This window comes from Chryseobacterium sp. MEBOG07, assembly GCF_021869745.1.
GTDB classification, from domain to species: domain Bacteria; phylum Bacteroidota; class Bacteroidia; order Flavobacteriales; family Weeksellaceae; genus Chryseobacterium; species Chryseobacterium viscerum.
The window spans coordinates 193783-213111 of sequence record NZ_CP084579.1; the positions used below are offsets into that span (position 1 = coordinate 193783).

Here is a 19329-nt window from a genome sequence, read left to right on the forward strand (position 1 = left end):
AGAAAAATAAAAGTTGCCCTCTGAAAAGGCAACTTTATGTACTTTATCTTATTTTGTTGACTAATAATCCATCCAGGATTTGAAAATAGAGGCTTTTTCTCTGCTTACAATCACGTCTATATCTGGTTGTTTTCTGAGTTCCAGCTTCAGTTTTCCATTAAAATGATTGAAAATTTGTTTTACAGAATCTATGTGAATGATAAACTGTCTGTTGGCGCGGAAAAAGAATTTCGGGTCTAACTGCTTTTCCAGTTCTTCCAGAGTCTGAGGAAGATTTTCCACTACTCCGGTAGTCAGCATGGCTTTACTGATTCCCAATTCAGTATAAAAGTATAAGATATCTTCCGCCAACACGGTTTTATATCCGTCCCGGTGAGTAATCAGAAAGCGTTTTCTGTAATCTTTGGGCTGGATATAATTCAGCAGTCCTTCAATAGCTGTTCCCAATACCGGGACAGAATCCATAAAGGTTTCATAGCGTTTTAAAGCTGCATCCAGCTCTTCTTCTTCAATAGGTTTCAGAAGGTAATCTACACTGTTGTATTTAAATGCCTGTACTGCATATTCATCGTATGCTGTGGTGAATATGACGGCACTCTTAATTTCATGCTTGTTAAATATTTCAAAGCTGAGTCCATCTGCCAGGCGGACATCCATCATAATAATATCCGGAACCACGTTATTTTCCAACCAATGTACCGTTGAGGTAATTGAATCTTCTACAGACAAAATCTCGATATGGGGTCTTAGCTTCAGCAATAGTCTTTTTAATCGGTCTGCATTGGGTCTTTCATCCTCAACTATTAAAATTTTATTAATCTTCATATCAATGGAAGTTTTACAATAAATTTATCTTCAGTTTTTTCAATAACAGGTTTAGGATATCCTAAGATTTCGTACCGTGCAATGATATTGGTAAGCCCTACTCCAGAAGAATCCGGCTTATTGATCAAGGGCAGGAATGTATTGGATACCACCAGCTCTCCTTCAGGATTAGTATAAACCTCTATTTCCAAAGGATTTGCCTTTGATGTCTGATTATGCTTAATGGCGTTTTCAACCAGCAGCTGTAAAGACAATGGAAGGGTATACATCGATTTGTATTTTTCCTGAACATCTATTTTAAATACTACTCCTTCACCAATTCTTTTTTCAATCAGAAAAATATAGGATTCTAAAAATTTCAGTTCCTCTTCCACTGCAATGATGTCTTTTTTGGAGTTGACCAACAAGTATCGGTATACTCTTGCAAAATTCTCCGAATAGTCATAACCTAGCTGCTGATCTTCCAAAATAAGCTCAGACAATACACTTAAGTTATTGAAAATAAAATGAGGATCTATCTGCAGCTTGAGCGCCTGAAGCTCTGCCGCCATAGCTACTTGCTTATGTTTGGATGCCCTCAATTTATGCTGAGCTGCTTCCACAGCTGTTTTTTTCCAGTTTTCCAGTAAATAATCCACGGTATTGAATGCGCTGATAATCAAAGATATTACTAGATTGGTTGCAATCCACTGCCCCAGGAGTGTATATTCTTTGCGGGAATCCATCTCAGGTAATTGCAATGAAGTACAGTCTACAATGGCGTTAATAATAATCACAATCATAACACTTCCCACGATCTGGAGTAAACACTGAATGAGCAGTCGTTTTATGGTTCTGTCTCTCCAGGGAAGCAGTTTATTAAGAGTCCTGTCTATAAATATACTTACCTCTGAAATAATGATGGAAAAAAAGATAATCCATGTGGCATCTTCCAGGATCATTTGCAGCGGAGCTTCCAGATATCCTTTCCAAACGGGATCAAATGGATCAATAAGATAGGAAAAAACACAGAAAGTGACCACTGCTACCGCCCAGATCACGAGCCTTCTCTTCATGGTAGAAAGAATCTTCTTATTCCGTACTATATTTTTCCTGATGGTAGAAATCCTATTCATATCCGGGATTTTATGAATGTAAATATAGAAATAGATTTTATATGAGTGCTCCCTATTTTGGCCGAGACCGCCAAAACCGTCCCTGAAACGTAAAATAGAAGACTTAAAATGGAGGCTAACGTTTCATCACCTGAAAAAGACATTTCATCATCATTTTATGCAACATCACATTATTTTTATCACTAGAAATCAATGGTCTCTCCTAGTTTTGCAGTATTAAATCCGGTACAATGAAAACAATAATTGTCTGCACAGATTTTTCCCCTGAAGCTGAAAATGCTACCCATTATGCAGCTTCTATGGCTAAAGAAAATAAATACAGAATCGTACTGTTTAATCTACAGACTATTTCTATTCATGCTTTGAATGCTCAGGCTTCAGCAGATTTTTTCTATTCCCAGACTTTTAAAAATCAAAAAAAACTTGAAGATAAAGCCACTGAACTTAAGGTGCTATACACTATAGAAACCGACCATCATCTGGCTTCCGGTAATTTCATTGAAGAACTGGAAAACTGTATACAGCTCCACGGGGGTGATTTTATTGTTATGGGAATGACAGAAAAGACCCTTGAACAAAGGCTTTTGGGCAATAGTGTAACAAGGGCCATCCATAGAATACAAAAACCGATATTAATTGTTCCTGATCATATAGAATACACAGGAATCAGGAAAATTCTCTTTGCTTACGACAATCATAAAAATATGACCTGGTCTGCGATGAATGACATTTATTATTTCATTAATGAATTTAATGCTGAGGTAGAGGTATTCAACGTAAGTGAAAGGCTGGAAGATTTTGCTGAAGTGATCCATGATATCGATCTGAATTCGGGGCATGATCTGGATGATATTAAATACAGCTTTAAAATGATTCAATCCATCGAGGTGATCAAGGCTATTGAAGAAGAAATCAGATTGACGAACCCAGATCTTTTGACTATGGTTCCCTATAAGTACAACCTTGTGGAAGCTCTTTTCCATCGAAGCAAAACAGCTATTATGGCTTATAAAAATAAAATACCATTGCTATCAATTCCCCTAAACGTAGATTAAGATCAATAAAAATCTGTACACATTTTGAATTATCCTTTTTTGCCTTTGAAGGCTAAATTTTACACTTAATCTTGTTTAACAGGACCGGAAAGAGGTTTCTGGTCCTGTTTTTATTTTAATTTCATATTATTGATAATCAAATAGATAAAACTATACCATTAGAGCCATTAAAGCCTCATAATAGTTTTCTAATAAACGGTGATCTCCATTCAGAAATAAGTAAGGTTCTATCAGCTCCAATTCCATTAATTGAAATGAATTGCTGATTAAAACACCATCTACTCTTGCATAAAGTGTCGCTTGTGGCAGGCTTTTCAAATAGGAACCCGCTTGTTCTATGTGTAAGGGATCCGGAGCAGGGTAACTGATGCTTCCTCCATGATAATGCTGCACTCTAAAATCTCCTTTTTTAGGTGTTTTTAATGAACAATGGCTATATTTTCCATTAAAAAACAGGAAAGACCATTCTCCGTTTCTGATCTCATCTACAAATGGCTGTACCATATAATCCTGCTCTTTCAAAAGGGTTTCAATTTCCACAGAACGTTCATTGAAATTATCTATGCTTACCGTGATTGTATTTTGTGCTCCTGCACTTACGCAGGGTTTTACAACCAGCTTATCCGTATTGAAATACGCAAAGAAACGGTTGTCAAATCCGGAACCTTTTTCAATATATTCAGCAGGGATAACAGGAAGTTGTTTTTCTGCAAGATCTTTCAGATAATGTTTATCGCTATTCCATTGAATGATCTCAACAGGATTTAATACCCTTACTCCTAATTTTTCAAGGTTGTCCAGCCAGTTTACGAATTCATTTAAGTGATTGTGGTAATCCCAGGGAGATTTGATGACAACGACATCGAAACTGCTCCAATCAACATTTCTATCATTCCAGATGGTGGGAGCAACGTCTAAGCCTTTATGTATTAAAAAATTAATCAGTTCTGTATCTTCATCATTGGCAACCCCCTGCGAGAACCTCTCTTCTTTTTTATAACCTACTATTGTGATTTTCATGCTTCTGTTTTTGAGTTTTATTTCAACCTCAATTTCGGGAAACCTTAAGAATAAACTCAGACACAGATTTTTATATTTTTAGGGGTACAATTGGGATTTTTTCTGATAAGGAAAACAAATTGACAATTCCTATCCATCTGAATATCAAAAAGTCGTAGATTTATTAAAGGATAAAAAACAGTGTTTTCCCTCTTTTTTATAGTTATACCGTTCGCTAATTTTGTTCAATAAAATTAAAAACCATAAAAATGAAAACTTCCTTTTTTACTAAAATCTTAAGTCCGCTTTGTGCAGCATTTGTTATCGCTTTTTGTTTACTAAGCTGTACCCGCTGCTCCGAACCTCCTAAAGAACCCTTTAGCAACAGTTATAAAAAGAAACTGATCAGCTATCGTGAAGGCCGGGTTCTTTTTGATGAATACACGAGAACCAATCATGAAGCTCTCACCAAATACAGGAACGGTGAGCCAGATTCCCGATGGTACTGGTTTTCGCTGGAAGATATGGAAGGATATATTAAATATGTAAAAGAAAATGCCAAAAAACAAAATTTAAAAAATCCGGGAATCAGGATTTACATGGGAAAATATCCTTTGAATCATCCTAAAAACCGAATGGCAAAACCTGAATATGCAGGCTATCAAACCATATTTTTGGCCCCTACTGCCCAAAAGAAAAAAAGAGACAATGCCATGTCGAGATCCGCAACATCCGCAACATCCGAGGAAAATACAGATGTACCTTCAATAGAATCTATGAATATGACCAATCTGGCTCCGCCACCAAAAACTTTGTCTGGAACAATGCCATAAAAAAATAAAACTATGAACTGGAATATTGAAATAGGAAAACAGATATCTATGGTCATCTCTATTGTAGTCATGATTTTAATGATTATAAAATATAGAAAAACGGGAAAGGAAAATTTGTTTTTTATCATCGGATATCTGTTGTTTTCCCTGATTGATATTTTCTGTTATTTCTACTTTGCGCTGAAGAGTCTGCCTACGGATATATTCTATGTCATTGGTTTTTTGATGGTCGTATTTTTTTTATACTTACTGTATTATTATCATTTGTTGTATGTTCCGCTGCTCAAAAAAATACAGATGCTTATTCTGATGCTTTTTGTCCTCAATATTGCGGTAATGTTTTACACGGAAGATGATCTGCTTCATCATTTTTCTTTTAATATGCTGTATGTAGATATTCTGCTGCTGCTATTTTCAATTATTTTGTTCCTGTACCAAACCTTTAATTCAGATAAAATACTAGAAATCAAAAACTACCTGCCCTTCTGGATTTCAGTAGCTTTACTGATCTTTTTTATAGGAAGTATTCCTATTTTCTTTTTCAGGACTACGGTTTCGGAGAATATTTATTTCTTCATTTTATTTATGTTGAATTTGATCAGCAACAGCATCCTTATATTGGGTTTAATTTGGAACAAACAAGACAGAAACAGATAAATGCTTCTTAGATATGGAAGAGAATAACTTGGTCATCATCTTTACCATTACTTTATTCATCGTTGTTTTGACAATGATCTTCATTTATGCTGTTTTTATCAAGAAAAAAACAACGCTGCTGATAGAGCAAAAGGAAAAAGATCTGCGGTTTGAAAAAGAACTGGCCACTTCTCAGGTGGAAATGAAGGAACAGACCCTCAATTATATCGGGCAGGAATTGCATGATGATCTTGGGCAAAAACTTTCCGTGGTCAGGTTACGACAAAATCAACTGATTACGAAGTTAAAAAACACGGAAAAAGAAGATCTGATGGAACTGAATGACCTTTTAGGCGAATGTATACAGGATATAAGAAACTTATCCAAAACATTGATTACCGAACAAATCATTCATTTCGGACTGGCAGAATCCATAGAAAGAGAGGTTCAAAGGATCAAAAAACTGAAATTATTAAAAATAGAATTCGTCACTCAGAAACAGGACATTGATATTTCGCCGAAACATGGGCTGATCCTCTTCAGAATCATCCAGGAAAGTATCAATAACGTTTTGAAACATTCAAAAGCCAAAAATGTTTCTATACAAATGGAAGATGACTGTGAAAAATTACACATTAGTATCTCAGACAATGGAAAAGGCTTTGATACGAGCAATATTCAGGACGGTTCAGGATTGAAAAACATGAAATTGAGGGCCAAGCTTATTCATGCTGAACTGTCTATACAATCGGAACTGAACAAAGGAACACAAACTTTGATAACCTATCACAAAAATTTATTATGAAAACCATTCCCATAGCCATCGTGGATGATCATACTTTAATTTCCAAAGCATTGGAAAATATGATCTCAGAAAATCCTCAATATAGGGTGATCATGAACCATCCCAACGGAGAAGATTTTATTGCTGGCATAGAAAAAGCGTCCGAATTGCCGGATGTTGTATTGATGGATGTCAACATGCCTTATAAAAACGGCATAGAAACTACAGAATGGCTTAGTGAGCACTATCCTGACATCAAAGTCATTGCTTTGACAATGGATGATGATGAAAAAACATTGATTAAAATGCTAAAGGCAGGAGCTAAAGGATACTTACTCAAAGACATGCAGCCTTCTATCCTCTTTCAGGCGATCGACACTGTATTTGAAAAAGGGAGTTTTTATACTGATTTTGTGGCCCAGAAACTTCTGAAAGTAAAAACAGAAGAAATAAAAACTGCCTCTTTACTTTCGGAACTGAAAGACAGGGAGAAAGATTTTATAAGATGGGCCTGCAGTGAGCTTACCTACAAAGAAATAGCAGACAAGATGTGCCTCAGCCCCAAAACAATTGATGGCTACAGAGATTCCGTTTTTGTAAAACTGGATATAAAAAACAGAGCCGGTTTGGTGCTCTTTGCTTTAAAACACGATCTGTGTTGATAGAATATTTCAATTTTCTGATCTTATTTTATCTCATAACATAAACATCCTTACATCCTACTTACCCATCCGGCAGCTTTTCAAGCTGCCGGATTTTTTATAACATAACATCCTCATACAGAATTAAAAAGGGGCTTTTCCCTTTACTAAAATACGGTTTTATCCTCTGTTTTTGTTCTGTAGAATGACGGAATTTTGTCATAGAAAAACAAAGGAAGGCAGAACCCGAAAAGCCGAAACAGAGTAGGGATTATTTTAAAACTAATACAATGAAAAAAGCACTCATCGTAGGAATCAATGATTATGCACCTATCGGATACGGAGGACCGGATCTTAATGGCTGCGTAAATGACGCGAGGGATATGGCCAACACATTGGTGATCTGTGGTTTTAGTCCGGCAAAGATTAAAATCCTGACCAATCAAAATGCCACAAGAGCGAATATATTAAACTATCTGAAATCGATCATCAGTACCAGTGTAAAAGGAGATTCTCTTGTTTTTTATTATTCAGGACACGGAACCCGAGTGGCTAATATCGGGTTAGATCTGGAACTGGATGGTCTGGATGAAGCTATTTGTCCGCACGACTATGCCAATAATGGGGTCATCCGTGATGATGATTTTAAAACCGTTCTCAGCAAGCTAAAACCAGGAGTGAATATGGAGGTCATCTTCGACTGTTGTTATTCCGGAACTGGAACCCGAAAAATGGATCTTGGACTGGAAGCAGACCTCCTTAATGAAACTGCCCGTTATATTCCTCCAATGCTTGAGGATGAATTTTATCTGACATATGCCAGTGAAATGGAATCTTCTAAAAATGCTAAAAAATCAACTGTTCTGACTAAAGCATTGATCCCTGTTGCCGGAATGAATCATACGTTATGGGCTGCCGCGAAAGACAATCAGGTTTCTATGGAAGGAAATATCAGCGGTCAGATACGAGGGTATTTCACGTATCACTTCTGTAAAATATTGCGTGCGACCAATGGTAATATCGTCCGAAAAATCCTGGATAAGCAGGTTGCTATCGCATTAGCAGCAATGGGAGCCGCTCAGATCAACCAAACGGAAAGCATCCCGGCAGAATTTTCACAAAAAATATTCACCTAATCATAAAACCACTACCGGCGGAATCCGAAAAGCCATCAAAAGAGTAGGAATATACCAGATTAAAAATAATAATCATGTCTAAAATTGAAAACAACAACCCAATGACAGCAGAAGAAGTTTTAAGACTTAGAGCTGTTAAAGCAAAACTAACTGAAAAACCTGCAGCAATTGAAAAATTATTCAGCCAGCTTCCAGCCATGGAAACCATTAACGGAAGAACTTTTCCTAAAGGAATGAAAACAATAGGAATGCCCATGGATGAAAAAACAGCAGAAAACCGATCGCTGGAAACTGACCATTTCTATCCTACCCATGCTGATTTTGAATACAATCCCAAACTGGAACCCAAAAGAGACCGTAAACCTAAATTCATTGACAGAGATTCTTTCCTGACTCCTGAAAATGCAAGAACTATTTTCGGTGCAGATCAAAGAAAAGTATATAATTCTACTGCTTATCCGTGGAGATGTGTGGGCAGAGTAGAAAGTTCTTTAGGCTCAGGAAGCGGTGTAATGATCGGACCAAGACACCTTCTTACCTGCTCTCATATTGTAGACTGGCAGCCTAATAATACAACAGGATGGCTGAAATTCACACCCATGTATTACAACGGAAGCGCTCCTTACGGAACTGCCTGGGGTACATTAACGTATTATAAGTATAAAGTAGCAGGCCCTAGCATTGATTCGACAGAGATACAATATGATTATGTAGTGATTGTATTAGACAGACCTATCGGAAACAGCACAGGCTGGTTAGGCTCAAAATCATATTCCGATTCTTGGGATGGAGGTGCTTACTGGACTCACGCAGGATATCCGGGAGACCTTACAGGAACCCAAAGACCCACTTACCAAACAGGAATTGCTCTGGACGGAGACTTCTGGAGTGCAGATGATAACGAAAGCATGAGCCACAAAGCAGATATATGGCCTGGACAAAGCGGCGGCCCTTTCTGGGGATATTGGGACGGCTCTCCGTATGCTGTAGCCACTCAAAGCGCTCATAATCCGAGTGATAATTTTGCAAGCGGAGGCTCAGATTTAGTAAATCTGGTCATCAAAGCAAGAAATGAACATCCTTAATTTATTTTTTAGTTTAAATAGCCCGGCAGCCTTTAAAGGCTGCCGGGTTTTACATAAGCATGATATTTTAGAATTATTAACTAAAATATCATGCTTATGATTCTATCCAGAAAAACTTATATTCTAAGTTAATGTTTTATAATTATTTTTCTTGACACTCTCATGTTTTCAAAAGTAATGTTTATAAGATAGTTTGAATCAGGAATAGAACGTACATCTACTCTATTGGAGTTCCCCTTTTGTACCATTTTTCCGGAAAGGTCATACATTTCCCAGGAAATTACTTTTTCCTGATCTGTATTAATATCAAAATATGTTGATGCAGGGTTCGGGTAAATTTCAAAATTTGAATTTGAAATTATTTTTTCGTCATTTCTTTTACTAGAATAGTTTTCAATGTCTGAAATTGCTGCCATGCGTTCTTCGCTTTTTAAATCTAAAGAAATTAAACCATTTTGTCTCTGGGAAGATGTAGGAGAACCTCCAGAACAATCACCGATATAGGCATGAAACAAGCTATTACTATCTGTTGCTTTCACACTAAACCCTGGTTGGAGAGATACATAATTTTTTGCTTTATACTTTACCAGTAATCCATCACTAATATTTGACAATGCAACAATAGAATTACTAGCCTGATAAATATTATTTTTTATTACCGGTGTATTTATTGTCAAATCAGGAGCACATTGAGTTCTAAAACTAATTGTTCTAACATCATTATTTTCATGATTATTTAAACAAGCATGGGCAACTGTAAAAGTATAAGGAGTATCAGGGCTAAGATCGGTGTAATCTTTTTGTAAAGGATGATAATTATTACTATATACTAATGTCCCTGTTGAATTATTATATAATCTAATATCATACCATAGCCCTGTTCCAACAGCTACATTCCATTCTAATCTCACCGAAGTATCTGTTAAATTTGAATATTTCAGCATAGTAGGTGGTGGTAAATTACAATCATTAGAACCTGAACCTGAATTACCATCATAATACATTTCAACTTTATCAATATCTACGTATTCTCTAAAATTTAGAGTTGTATTCAAATTGGATGTAATCCACAAATACTTATAAGACTTATTAGGAATTATTTGTCCTTGTTCTTTAGATTTTACTTGACAAGTATATGTATCCTGCAAGACCTCCCCATTATTAAAAGTAAGAATTTTCATCTTTTCTGATACATTCGGGAATGTTTCTTCATCACAATTATTATTTGACTTTTCAATCATACCATTGGCAAGATATACATCAAAATTAATGGCTCTATTGGGGTTATGAGGTAAGGAATAACGATAGGAAACGATTATTTTATATTTTTTAGAAGTATCAATATTGATCCCTATATTATTTAAATCAATAAATACTCCCTCTGATTTTCTATTTGTAATATTATCATTTTTACTATATAATCGAACCACTTTATTACCACAGCCTAAATCTATAACATTAGGACTTCCATGGCTGGGCTTCCACTGATTATTATAGTTTCCCATTAAGTTATTACATTGAGAAGAAGCAAATGGAGTTGGCGTAAAGGCTGGGAGTGCTTGAGACTTGCCTAAATAAAAGGATAAAAAAAGTAGAATTACAAATAATCTTTTCAAGTGCATTTGGGTTATGTTTTTTTCAAAATTAACGTTTTCTTCTGTAATAGAGGACAAATTCAATGATCTCTTTATTGTAAAATATCATATACATTTCTCAACTCTTTAATCTTCAAATATTTTCTTAATTTCTCAATATTTTAATACATTTGTTATTAAACATATTTCAGATGAATTTCGAGCAGATCAACTTACACCTTGAGGCTTACAAAGAGCATGACCAGATTTTGGATGCTGCAAAATATCTGATCCATTCTTTTGATCTTGAACATGAGAACTTTGCAGGATTTGGATTCAGGGAAGAGCTTTCTCCCACTTCAATGCTTCTTACAGCAGAAGGAGGTCTGGGTGGACCGCAAACGGTAATGATCCCAAGAAATTTATTTGATTTTGACCTGAACCTTGTTCTGAATATGGTGGCTCACGAAATGCTTCATGTAAGACAGAAAGCTCCCGGACAGGTAATTGAAGACAAAAATGAAAGAGAATTTCAGGCGTATTATGAGATGCTTTTTCACAAAGTATTTCCGCAGATTCCGGAGGTTTCAGATTTTCATAAAAAATTCTTCGGCGGAAAAGCGTTGGAATATTACAAAAGAATGGGTGAAGGATCAGTATTACAACAAAAATATGCAGAGCAGAAAACAGAAGTAGAACATTTAATCAACGAATTACCATGACAGTAAAACCAGACATCTCCTGGGCAGATTTTGAAAAAATAGACATCAGATGCGGAACGATAATTTCAGTGAATGATTTTGAAAAAGCAAGAAACCCATCTTACCAGCTGGAAATAGACTTTGGAGATCTGGGAATCAGAAAATCATCGGCACAAATTACTTCTCTTTATGAAAAAGAGGAACTGGTAGGAAAACAGATTTTAGCCGTGGTTAATTTCCCTAAAAAGCAGATTGCCAACTTCTTCAGCGAATGTCTTGTTTTAGGATTGTATGGTGATGATAAAAAAGATGTTACTCTTTTAGCCCCTTCATTGCCTGCAAAAAATGGAATGCAGGTAGGATAGATACCAACAAAAACACATATGATACAGACCATACCCTTAGAAAGAGTTTTATTCCTTGATATTGAGACGGTTCCACAGTCAGGATCCTGGGACGAATTATCCGAAACAGAGCAATATCTGTGGGACAAAAAGACCAGATTCCAGAGAAAGGAAGAAATCTCGGCAGAAGAATTTTATGAACGAGCCGGTATTATGGCTGAGTTTGGAAAAATCATCTGCATCACCATCGGGATGATTGAAAAGAATGATACTTTAAAAATAAAAAGTTTTTCCGGACATGATGAAAAGAAAATGCTTCAGGAATTTGGAGAAATTTTCAACAGTCCCAGGCTCTATAATGTTATTCTGTGTGCTCATAACGGAAAGGAATTTGACTTTCCCTGGATTGCCAGACGATACCTTATCAATGGGATGCAGCCCCCAGCTCCGTTTCAGATGTTTGGGAAAAAACCCTGGGAGGTTCCTCATATAGATACTATGGAACTGTGGAAGTTCGGGGATTATAAGAGTTTTGTATCACTGGAATTACTGGCGCATGTCTTTGGCATTCCAACTCCGAAAGATGATATTGACGGCTCAATGGTTTCATCAATTTACTACATAGAAAAAGACTTGCAGAGAATTGTTGACTATTGTGAAAAAGATGTCTTAACTTTGGCAAATATTTTCCGGCGCATGCGTCAGGAAGATTTGTTGAAAAGGAATATCAATCTAGATTAAAAATGAAATTTACAGACGATCAAATTGCTGACATTGGTGAGGAAATCATTGGTGTACTAAAAACCGTATATGACCCCGAAATCCCGGTAGATATTTACGAATTAGGACTGATTTATGATGTCCAGATCTCCGATGATGCTGACGTAAAAATTATAATGACACTTACGACTCCCAACTGTCCTGTTGCAGAAACGCTACCACAGGAAGTAAAAGATAAAGTGGCTGAAGTAGAGCTTGTAAAAAGTGTAGATTTAGAGCTTACTTTCGAACCGAGCTGGAATAAGGATATGATGAGTGAAGAAGCGAAGTTTGAGCTTGGAATGCTTTAATTACTCTTAACAATATAAACCCCTGAAAGAATTCTTTCGGGGTTTTGTTTTTTAAATATCTTTTGCAATTTCTTTCCCTTCTCTCCTGCTCCACTCACTCCAGGATCCTACGTACAGATCCGGCATTGGAAAACCTGCATAATCCAGAGCCAAAATAGTGTGGCACGCAGTAACGCCTGACCCACAGTGAATGATAAGATGCTCAGGGTTATTTTGTAATAACTGACTGTATTTTTCTTTTAAAACTTCTGGACTCAGAAAATTACCGTTTTCATCAAGGTTTTCAGAAAAAGGAATATTGATCGCTCCCGGAATATGCCCCGCAACCAGATCTATTGGTTCAGACTCACCTCTGTATCGATAGGCATCTCTTACATCAATGACCGTAGAAGAATCGTTTTTTAATTCATTTTCAACAATTTCCAGGCTCGAAATCGGAAGGTTCCATTGATTTTTTTCAATCAAAACAGCCTTATTAAAAACTTCTTCTCCTGAAGAAAATTCAAAGTTATTTTTTTCGGCTGCCTGCATTCCGCCATCAAGAACCTGAACATTTGCAAGGCCGAAAGATCTTAACATCCACCATGCTCTTGCTGCTGCATTCGAAGCATTTTTATCGTCATACACAACAACGTGAGAGTTTTCAGCGATCCCTAGGTTTGACAATGTTTCAGCAAATTTTTCTACGGAAGGAAGCGGATGTCTTCCACCAAAAGCAGCATCTTCTCCTATCTCAGCCAGATCTTTATCCAGATCAATAAATCTTGCTCCTTTAATATGCTTTTCAAGATAGTTTTGCCTTATCTCTTTTCCTGTTCTTGCATCAAGAATGATAAGATTTTCTGTAGAAAGGTTCTTTAATTCGGAGGGTGAGATGATTGGAGACATTTTGTTGATTTTGGGGTTAATTTAATTATGTTTTGGCTAAAGCCATGTGTATCTTAATATAGCAAAGCGGGCTAAAGCCCGCTCCTATTGATTTTTTTATTCTTTATAACTATTTAAAAATGAAAAATATCCTTCGCTTTGTTATAAGAACTTTCAAAGTTCAGGAGGTTCAGCTTATGTTCTGCTTTTTCAACACTCATAAAGTTGATTACCTGCTCGGTAGGCATATTTCCTACCAGATCATCTTTAGCCATAGGACAGCCGCCAATTCCTTTGATAGCACTGTCAAATCTTCGGCAGCCTTTATCATAAGCCGCTTTTAATTTCGAGTAAGAATCTTCATAACGGTTATGAAAATGTCCTCCGAAGTTGATCTCAGGGTATTTTGAAGGTATTTTTTCGAACAAAAGAGCAATGGTTTCCGGAGTTGCCACACCGGTTGTATCTGACAATAAAATGTCTTTCACACCGATATCTGAGAATCTTTGTGCCCACTGGTCTACATCTTCCCATTTCCACATTTCACCATAAGGATTCCCAAAAGCCATGGAAAAATAGATATTCAGTTGTTTTCCCTCACCTCTTGTCAGCTCAAGCATTTTAATAATCTCCTCAAAAGCTTCTTCCTGACTTTTATTGGTATTTCTATGCTGAAAGGTTTCAGAAATAGAAAACGGAAAGCCCAGAATATCTACGGATGAGTGTTTCAATGCTTTTTCGGCACCTCTGTAGTTTCCGATAATTGCAGAAACTTTCGTTTTGGAACGTGATTTATCAATATTTTCAGCCACTTCATCAGAGTCAGCCATCTGTGGAATTGCTTTTGGAGAAACAAAACTCAGACAATCCAGCACATCAAAGCCAACATCCATCAAGGAGTTGATATAATCGATTTTTTTATCGGTAGGGATAAATTCTCCCCATCCCTGCATCGCATCTCTAGGACATTCGGTAAGAAACATTGTTACTTTTTGATTTTCTCAAATATAATAAAACTAAACTACTTAGTATACTGTACATACAAATCTAACACTATTTTGATTTTCAAAGTTTTATATCTGATTTATAATTTCAATAACTGATATTAACTCTCAAATAATGTATTCTGAGCATCAAATTTGCTAACTTTGTTAAAATTTATGATAAATCTGATGAGTACAATAGAATTCAACCCAATGTGGAAAGAGAAATTACTGAACCGTTTTCTTAGCTATGTAAAAATATATTCAACCAGCGATGCAGAAAGTGAAGCAACACCTTCTACTCCGCGCCAGTGGGATATTGCCAACTATATTACTGAAGAACTGAAGACTATCGGTCTGGAAAATGTTTCAATTGATGAGCATGGTTATATTATGGGATATGTTCCTTCTAACCTTGAAAATGATGACAGACCTACTATCGGATTTATTTCACACTATGATACTTCACCGGATTTCAGTGGAGAAAATGTACAGCCTCAGGTTTGGGAAAACTATGATGGAAATGATCTTCTTTTGAACCAGGCAACAGGATTCACATTATCCCCTTCAAGATTTGAAAGCTTAAAAAAATACGTCGGTAAGACCTTAATTACTACTGACGGAACAACCCTTCTTGGTGCTGATGATAAGGCAGGTTGTGCAGAGATTGTAACTGCTGCAGAATACCTTATCGCTCATCCAGAGATCAAACATGGAAGAATCGCTATAGGATTTACTCCGGATGAAGAAATCGGAAGAGGCGCCCATAAATTTGATGTCGCTAAATTTGGTGCAGAGTGGGCTTATACCATGGACGGTGGAGAAGTTGGAGAGCTGGAATATGAAAACTTCAATGCTGCCGGAGCTGTTGTAAAAATCCACGGATTGAGCGTTCACCCAGGTTATGCATATGGAAAAATGATCAATGCAGCTCTTTTAGCAGCTGAATTTGCTCAAACACTTCCGGCTAACGAAACTCCTTCAACAACAAAAGGTTTTGACGGATTCTACCATTTAATGGATATTACGGCTGACATCTCTGAAGCAAAACTTCAATACATCATCCGTGATCATGATGCAGAGAAATTTGAAGCCAGAAAGAAATTCATGGAAGGGAAAATCGGTGAATTCAACCAGAAGCATGGCGAAGGAACCGCTGAAGTGGAGATCAAAGAGCAATACAGAAACATGAAGCAGCAGTTTGAAGGTAAAATGCACATTGTAGATCTTGCTGCAAAAGCAATGACTGAAGCTGGTATTGAGCCTAAGATCAAAGCGATCAGAGGAGGAACGGACGGTGCACAGCTTTCTTATATGGGGCTTCCATGTCCGAATATTTTCGCAGGAGGAATCAACTTCCACGGACCCTACGAGTATGTAGCATTGGAAAGTATGGAAAAGGCAACTGAAGTAATTATTAATATTGTAAAAGCTTAATAAATCATGAAAAAGGTCTTAGCATCAGCATTCATTTTCACTTTTATTTTCGGCAGCGCCCAGATTTCTGAATTTCAAAGGGCAGATTCCCGCTATGAAAGAAAGAAAGCGGCTCTGTATAACAAATATCCTAAGCCTAATGATTTAAAAACCAAGAAAGAATGGCTTCTGACCGAGGATAAAATTGCAGCCTACAAGGATGCTTTGGATAAAGCTTCAGTTGAGGATAAGAAAATGATCGCTGCAGATCCACCCGCAAAAGGAAAGGTTACTAAAGAAGCTGAATACGATAAAGGTAAAGCCGCTTTCCAAAAGCTTTTAAATGAAGCAGTGGATCTTGGCTTTCTCAACTTTTCTTCAGATGCTTACAAAGCAACAATCACTTTTGTTGTAGACTCCAAAGGAAATGCTCTTGACCCCAACGTAAAAGGAAATAATGAAGATGTAAATGCATTCATTGAAGCCGCTTTTTACCGTATAAAAGACAAAGGCAAGTGGAAGCCGGCAGAAGATAAAGGAAAACCGGTATCTTCTACTGTTTCTATTCCTTTAGCATTGATTTTAAAAAAATAATCTATACAAACCCGCTCTCATCGAAGCGGGTTTTTCATTTCCTATATCTTGGAAATTCGTATTCACGATTAACGGGACAAAATGTAAATCTCACTGAAAATCATTATGTTATTGACAGTAATTTAATATAATTCTTTTGGGAGCGTTAAATAATTCATCTAAATTAGATAGAAACTTAAAATCACTGTTTATGAAAATGAAATCTAACCTCTTCAAAATCAGCAGAAAATTTTATATCTCTATCTTTTTTTCTATTTTCTGCTTGTTTCTTTTAACGTCTTGTTCTCAGGATGATCCAATGGATATTCCTGTTGAAAATTCTACACAGTCTGTTCCTATGAAGACATTAGGAAAACTGACTTTACAGAAAAATGTTATTATCTTGAGTGATGAATCGGTAAATGCAATTTCTGCCCACAATGACGGGGAAATTACATTTAACCGCAGTACTCCACAAACAGACAGTATTTTGGCAGGAACTGTTATTGTCGGTACAAAAGTAGAAGGTAACCAGGTGAGCACAATACTTTCAAAAGTGAGCTCTGTTTCCAAATCAAATAACGGCTTCACGGTACAAACTTCCAGTGCAAAACTTGAAGAATTTATCTATAGCGGAACCCTGAGCGGAGTGTATGATCCATCAGATAAAGCGCCCATTAATATCAATGGAAAAATGGTGAATTATGTTCCCGTAGAGGGTTTGGTTTCTCAGGAGATCAATCGTAAAATACTTTCTATTGAAGCCAGGAATCTCCAAAATCAAAAAGTAGTTGCTTTCAACCGTTTTGATTTTGATAAAACCTTTTCATTTCCCTTATCCTCGGCAGGAACTTCCAGTGTGAACGTAAAGGGCGGATTTACTCCAAAAATTGATTATAATATCACTTTTTCGTGGGGTCATTTATCTGATTTTTATGTCAACCTCATCATGGATGACATTAAACTTCAGAGCTCTGCAAGTATTGTAGGAAGCCTGGGCTATACAGCCAGCACGACAGATTATCTGAATATTCCTATCGTTCCTATTGTCTTGGGGCCTACTGGTCTTATTTTAAGCCCCACCATTTCTGCAGGACCATTTCTTGGAGTACAGGCAACAGGAAAGGTACAGGGACAGCTTTTGGATCTTGAAGGAAATGCCAACTTCCTGATAAGCAAAACTCCGGCACTGAATATCAATCTTCAAAAGAAATCAGATCCCGCCATCACCGGTGTGGAAGGAAACTTATCTGCTGAAGCAGGTTTAGAGGCTAAAGGAGCCGTAGGACTGCTATTTATTTCTATTCCTATTGCCAATTCCGGATTAAGAGGAAGAGCTTCTGCCCTTTCATCTTTAGGATTGACATTTATTCCTGAAAGAAAAGGAGTATTTTCTGTAAAAGGCAAAATTCAGGCAGATATGTTTTATGGTTTTGGAATAGCTCCTCTCAGGTATGAAGGGACTATCCCTCTTTTCAAAAAAGAATATCTGCTGTATCAAAAGGATTTCAGTTTCTAAAACGGAGCATATCATCTATCTCATTATCAATAAGCCACTCTTGAAGTGGCTTATTTTAGTATAAAAAAACACCATACATATAATTCATTTACAATTAATTAACGCAATTTTATTATATTTACAAGGATGTACAATTTTAAACTATAACATTTAATACCAAATTTAATCATGAAAAAAATGAAAAAACTTTTGAGAAAAGACTTATCTGCAATTCTGGGCAACGGTATCGGAGGCTGTCATATGGGAGGAAATTCCTATAATTGTCAGGATGACTGCCAGTGTGCCTGGGGAAATGCCTGTGAAATGTATGAAGACGGAAGTCCGGGACAATGCATCGCTGTAGGAGGTGGTGGAAATCCTGGCGGAGGCGGAGGTGGATGCATTCCTCCTTCTATCTGTGAAGAACAACCTTATTAGTAATAGAAAGCCGGGAGTAGCAAACTTCCGGCTTTTATTTTTCACCCGAAAACAGAACCTTGTCAAAGCATCTCTGCCGTTCATCAAATAAAATTTCATCTCCTGCTTCATAATTGTTGTTTTGCATCAGATTTTTAACAACACTTAATTTATGAAGCAGCAATTTTTAGCCTTGAGCTCTCTATTATTGTGCATTTCCTGCACCATAGACATTAAAGCACAGCAAACCCCAGCTTTTCACATCGGAATAAAGGGAGGAACAAATTTTACAAAAACCTCAACGGAATCTTCTTCCTTGGAAGGGAAATACGGCTTCGGTTATCAGGCGGGAGTTATGACAAGAGTAGACCTGGGAAGCCTGTATGTACAAGGAGAAGCACTCTTCAACAAAAGGAAAACATCATTCGAGTCCCAAGACGGAAGCTCTTCAAAACTTTCATGGAACGCTATTGATATCCCTGTAATGGTAGGATATAAATTCATTAAGACTGATGATTTCAATGTAAGGGTATTCGCCGGAGGTGTTTACAGCTATGCTTTTAATAATAATTTATCTACTTCTCAGGCTCTTCAGGAAGGTTTTAAAAAGTTTGACAAATCCAATATTGGAGTTACGGGAGGGGTAGGATTAGACTATAAAAATTTCACGGTAGATCTAAGATATGAGACCGGCCTTACAAGCATTAGTAAAGAATTTAAGTCCAAACCCCACAGTTTTTCCCTCGGGATAGGTTATTTCCTATTCTAAAAAACTTA

General features: G+C 36.8%; 22 protein-coding genes. 16 read left to right on the top strand and 6 right to left on the bottom strand.

The window, feature by feature from the left end; all coding sequences use genetic code 11:
- Window positions 1-60: 60 nt before the first annotated feature.
- Both LF886_RS00835 and LF886_RS00840 read right to left on the bottom strand, forming a co-directional pair.
- Window positions 61-825: a LytR/AlgR family response regulator transcription factor gene (locus tag LF886_RS00835; protein WP_236852231.1), complete on the bottom strand. Its 765-nt coding sequence runs from the start codon at window positions 823-825 to the stop codon at window positions 61-63.
- The gene (locus tag LF886_RS00840) at window positions 822-1940 is read right to left on the bottom strand and encodes a sensor histidine kinase (protein ID WP_236852232.1); all 1119 of its coding nucleotides are present in this window, start codon (window positions 1938-1940) and stop codon (window positions 822-824) included. Before LF886_RS00840 ends, LF886_RS00835 begins: the two co-directional genes overlap by 4 nt.
- Before the next feature lie 230 nt (window positions 1941-2170).
- Here LF886_RS00840 and LF886_RS00845 point away from each other — a divergent pair, with 230 nt between their 5' ends.
- Window positions 2171-2995 carry a universal stress protein gene (locus LF886_RS00845; protein ID WP_236852233.1) on the top strand — a complete coding sequence of 275 codons (825 nt, stop codon included), beginning with the start codon at window positions 2171-2173 and terminating at the stop codon, window positions 2993-2995.
- A gap of 150 nt (window positions 2996-3145) precedes the next feature.
- On the opposite strand, the gene LF886_RS00850 is transcribed toward LF886_RS00845, so the two are convergent.
- Window positions 3146-4015, bottom strand: a complete 870-nt coding sequence (locus LF886_RS00850) for a RimK family alpha-L-glutamate ligase (protein ID WP_236852234.1) — start codon at window positions 4013-4015, stop codon at window positions 3146-3148.
- 248 nt (window positions 4016-4263) lie between these two features.
- On the opposite strand from LF886_RS00850, the gene LF886_RS00855 reads away from it, so the two are divergent.
- The 6 genes from LF886_RS00855 to LF886_RS00880 all read left to right on the top strand — a co-directional run bounded on the left by LF886_RS00855 (window position 4264) and on the right by LF886_RS00880 (window position 9109).
- On the top strand, window positions 4264-4827 hold the full coding sequence (locus LF886_RS00855) for a hypothetical protein (protein ID WP_236852235.1): 564 nt from the start codon (window positions 4264-4266) through the stop codon (window positions 4825-4827).
- Window positions 4828-4839: 12 nt separating this feature from the next.
- Window positions 4840-5484: a hypothetical protein gene (locus LF886_RS00860; RefSeq protein ID WP_236852236.1), complete on the top strand. Its 645-nt coding sequence runs from the start codon at window positions 4840-4842 to the stop codon at window positions 5482-5484.
- A gap of 13 nt (window positions 5485-5497) precedes the next feature.
- Complete coding sequence (locus LF886_RS00865) at window positions 5498-6268, top strand: sensor histidine kinase (RefSeq protein WP_103231146.1); 771 nt, start codon at window positions 5498-5500, stop codon at window positions 6266-6268.
- On the top strand, window positions 6265-6909 hold the full coding sequence (locus LF886_RS00870; RefSeq protein ID WP_124532773.1) for a response regulator transcription factor: 645 nt from the start codon (window positions 6265-6267) through the stop codon (window positions 6907-6909). Before LF886_RS00865 ends, LF886_RS00870 begins: the two co-directional genes overlap by 4 nt.
- Window positions 6910-7178: 269 nt before the next feature.
- Complete coding sequence (locus tag LF886_RS00875) at window positions 7179-8024, top strand: caspase domain-containing protein (RefSeq protein WP_236852237.1); 846 nt, start codon at window positions 7179-7181, stop codon at window positions 8022-8024.
- A gap of 74 nt (window positions 8025-8098) precedes the next feature.
- Complete coding sequence (locus LF886_RS00880; protein WP_236852238.1) at window positions 8099-9109, top strand: trypsin-like serine peptidase; 1011 nt, start codon at window positions 8099-8101, stop codon at window positions 9107-9109.
- A gap of 128 nt (window positions 9110-9237) precedes the next feature.
- Here LF886_RS00880 and LF886_RS00885 read toward each other — a convergent pair whose 3' ends face one another.
- Complete coding sequence (locus LF886_RS00885; RefSeq protein WP_236852239.1) at window positions 9238-10731, bottom strand: 3-coathanger stack domain-containing protein; 1494 nt, start codon at window positions 10729-10731, stop codon at window positions 9238-9240.
- Between the two features lie 164 nt (window positions 10732-10895).
- On the opposite strand from LF886_RS00885, the gene LF886_RS00890 reads away from it, so the two are divergent.
- The 4 genes from LF886_RS00890 to LF886_RS00905 are packed head-to-tail and all read left to right on the top strand — an operon-like array spanning window position 10896 to window position 12798.
- Entirely contained in the window at window positions 10896-11405 is a 510-nt protein-coding gene (locus LF886_RS00890; RefSeq protein WP_077413315.1) for a hypothetical protein, read from the top strand.
- The gene (locus LF886_RS00895) at window positions 11402-11749 is read left to right on the top strand and encodes a tRNA-binding protein (RefSeq protein ID WP_236852240.1); all 348 of its coding nucleotides are present in this window, start codon (window positions 11402-11404) and stop codon (window positions 11747-11749) included. The genes LF886_RS00890 and LF886_RS00895 overlap by 4 nt, the downstream gene beginning before the upstream one ends.
- Before the next feature lie 18 nt (window positions 11750-11767).
- Window positions 11768-12469 (top strand): 3'-5' exonuclease, encoded by a 702-nt coding sequence (locus tag LF886_RS00900; protein WP_236852241.1) that lies wholly within the window; start codon window positions 11768-11770, stop codon window positions 12467-12469.
- Between the two features lie 2 nt (window positions 12470-12471).
- Window positions 12472-12798 (top strand): SUF system Fe-S cluster assembly protein, encoded by a 327-nt coding sequence (locus LF886_RS00905; RefSeq protein ID WP_109737844.1) that lies wholly within the window; start codon window positions 12472-12474, stop codon window positions 12796-12798.
- A 51-nt stretch (window positions 12799-12849) separates the two neighbouring features.
- On the opposite strand, the gene LF886_RS00910 is transcribed toward LF886_RS00905, so the two are convergent.
- Both LF886_RS00910 and LF886_RS00915 read right to left on the bottom strand, forming a co-directional pair.
- Window positions 12850-13686 carry a sulfurtransferase gene (locus LF886_RS00910; RefSeq protein WP_236852242.1) on the bottom strand — a complete coding sequence of 279 codons (837 nt, stop codon included), beginning with the start codon at window positions 13684-13686 and terminating at the stop codon, window positions 12850-12852.
- A gap of 113 nt (window positions 13687-13799) precedes the next feature.
- Entirely contained in the window at window positions 13800-14648 is an 849-nt protein-coding gene (locus tag LF886_RS00915) for a hydroxymethylglutaryl-CoA lyase (protein ID WP_236852243.1), read from the bottom strand.
- Window positions 14649-14837: 189 nt separating this feature from the next.
- Between LF886_RS00915 and pepT the strand changes: the two genes are divergently transcribed.
- The 5 genes from pepT (at window position 14838) to LF886_RS00940 (ending at window position 19321) form a co-directional block, all read left to right on the top strand.
- Window positions 14838-16085: a peptidase T gene (gene pepT / locus LF886_RS00920; protein ID WP_236852244.1), complete on the top strand. Its 1248-nt coding sequence runs from the start codon at window positions 14838-14840 to the stop codon at window positions 16083-16085.
- A gap of 6 nt (window positions 16086-16091) precedes the next feature.
- Window positions 16092-16658 (top strand): energy transducer TonB, encoded by a 567-nt coding sequence (locus LF886_RS00925; protein ID WP_236852245.1) that lies wholly within the window; start codon window positions 16092-16094, stop codon window positions 16656-16658.
- A gap of 196 nt (window positions 16659-16854) precedes the next feature.
- Window positions 16855-18156, top strand: coding sequence for a hypothetical protein (locus tag LF886_RS00930; RefSeq protein WP_236852246.1), 1302 nt, complete (start codon window positions 16855-16857; stop codon window positions 18154-18156).
- A gap of 177 nt (window positions 18157-18333) precedes the next feature.
- Window positions 18334-18573, top strand: a complete 240-nt coding sequence (locus LF886_RS00935; RefSeq protein WP_236852247.1) for a hypothetical protein — start codon at window positions 18334-18336, stop codon at window positions 18571-18573.
- 151 nt (window positions 18574-18724) lie between these two features.
- Entirely contained in the window at window positions 18725-19321 is a 597-nt protein-coding gene (locus LF886_RS00940) for a porin family protein (protein WP_236852248.1), read from the top strand.
- The last annotated feature ends 8 nt before the right edge of the window (window positions 19322-19329 follow it).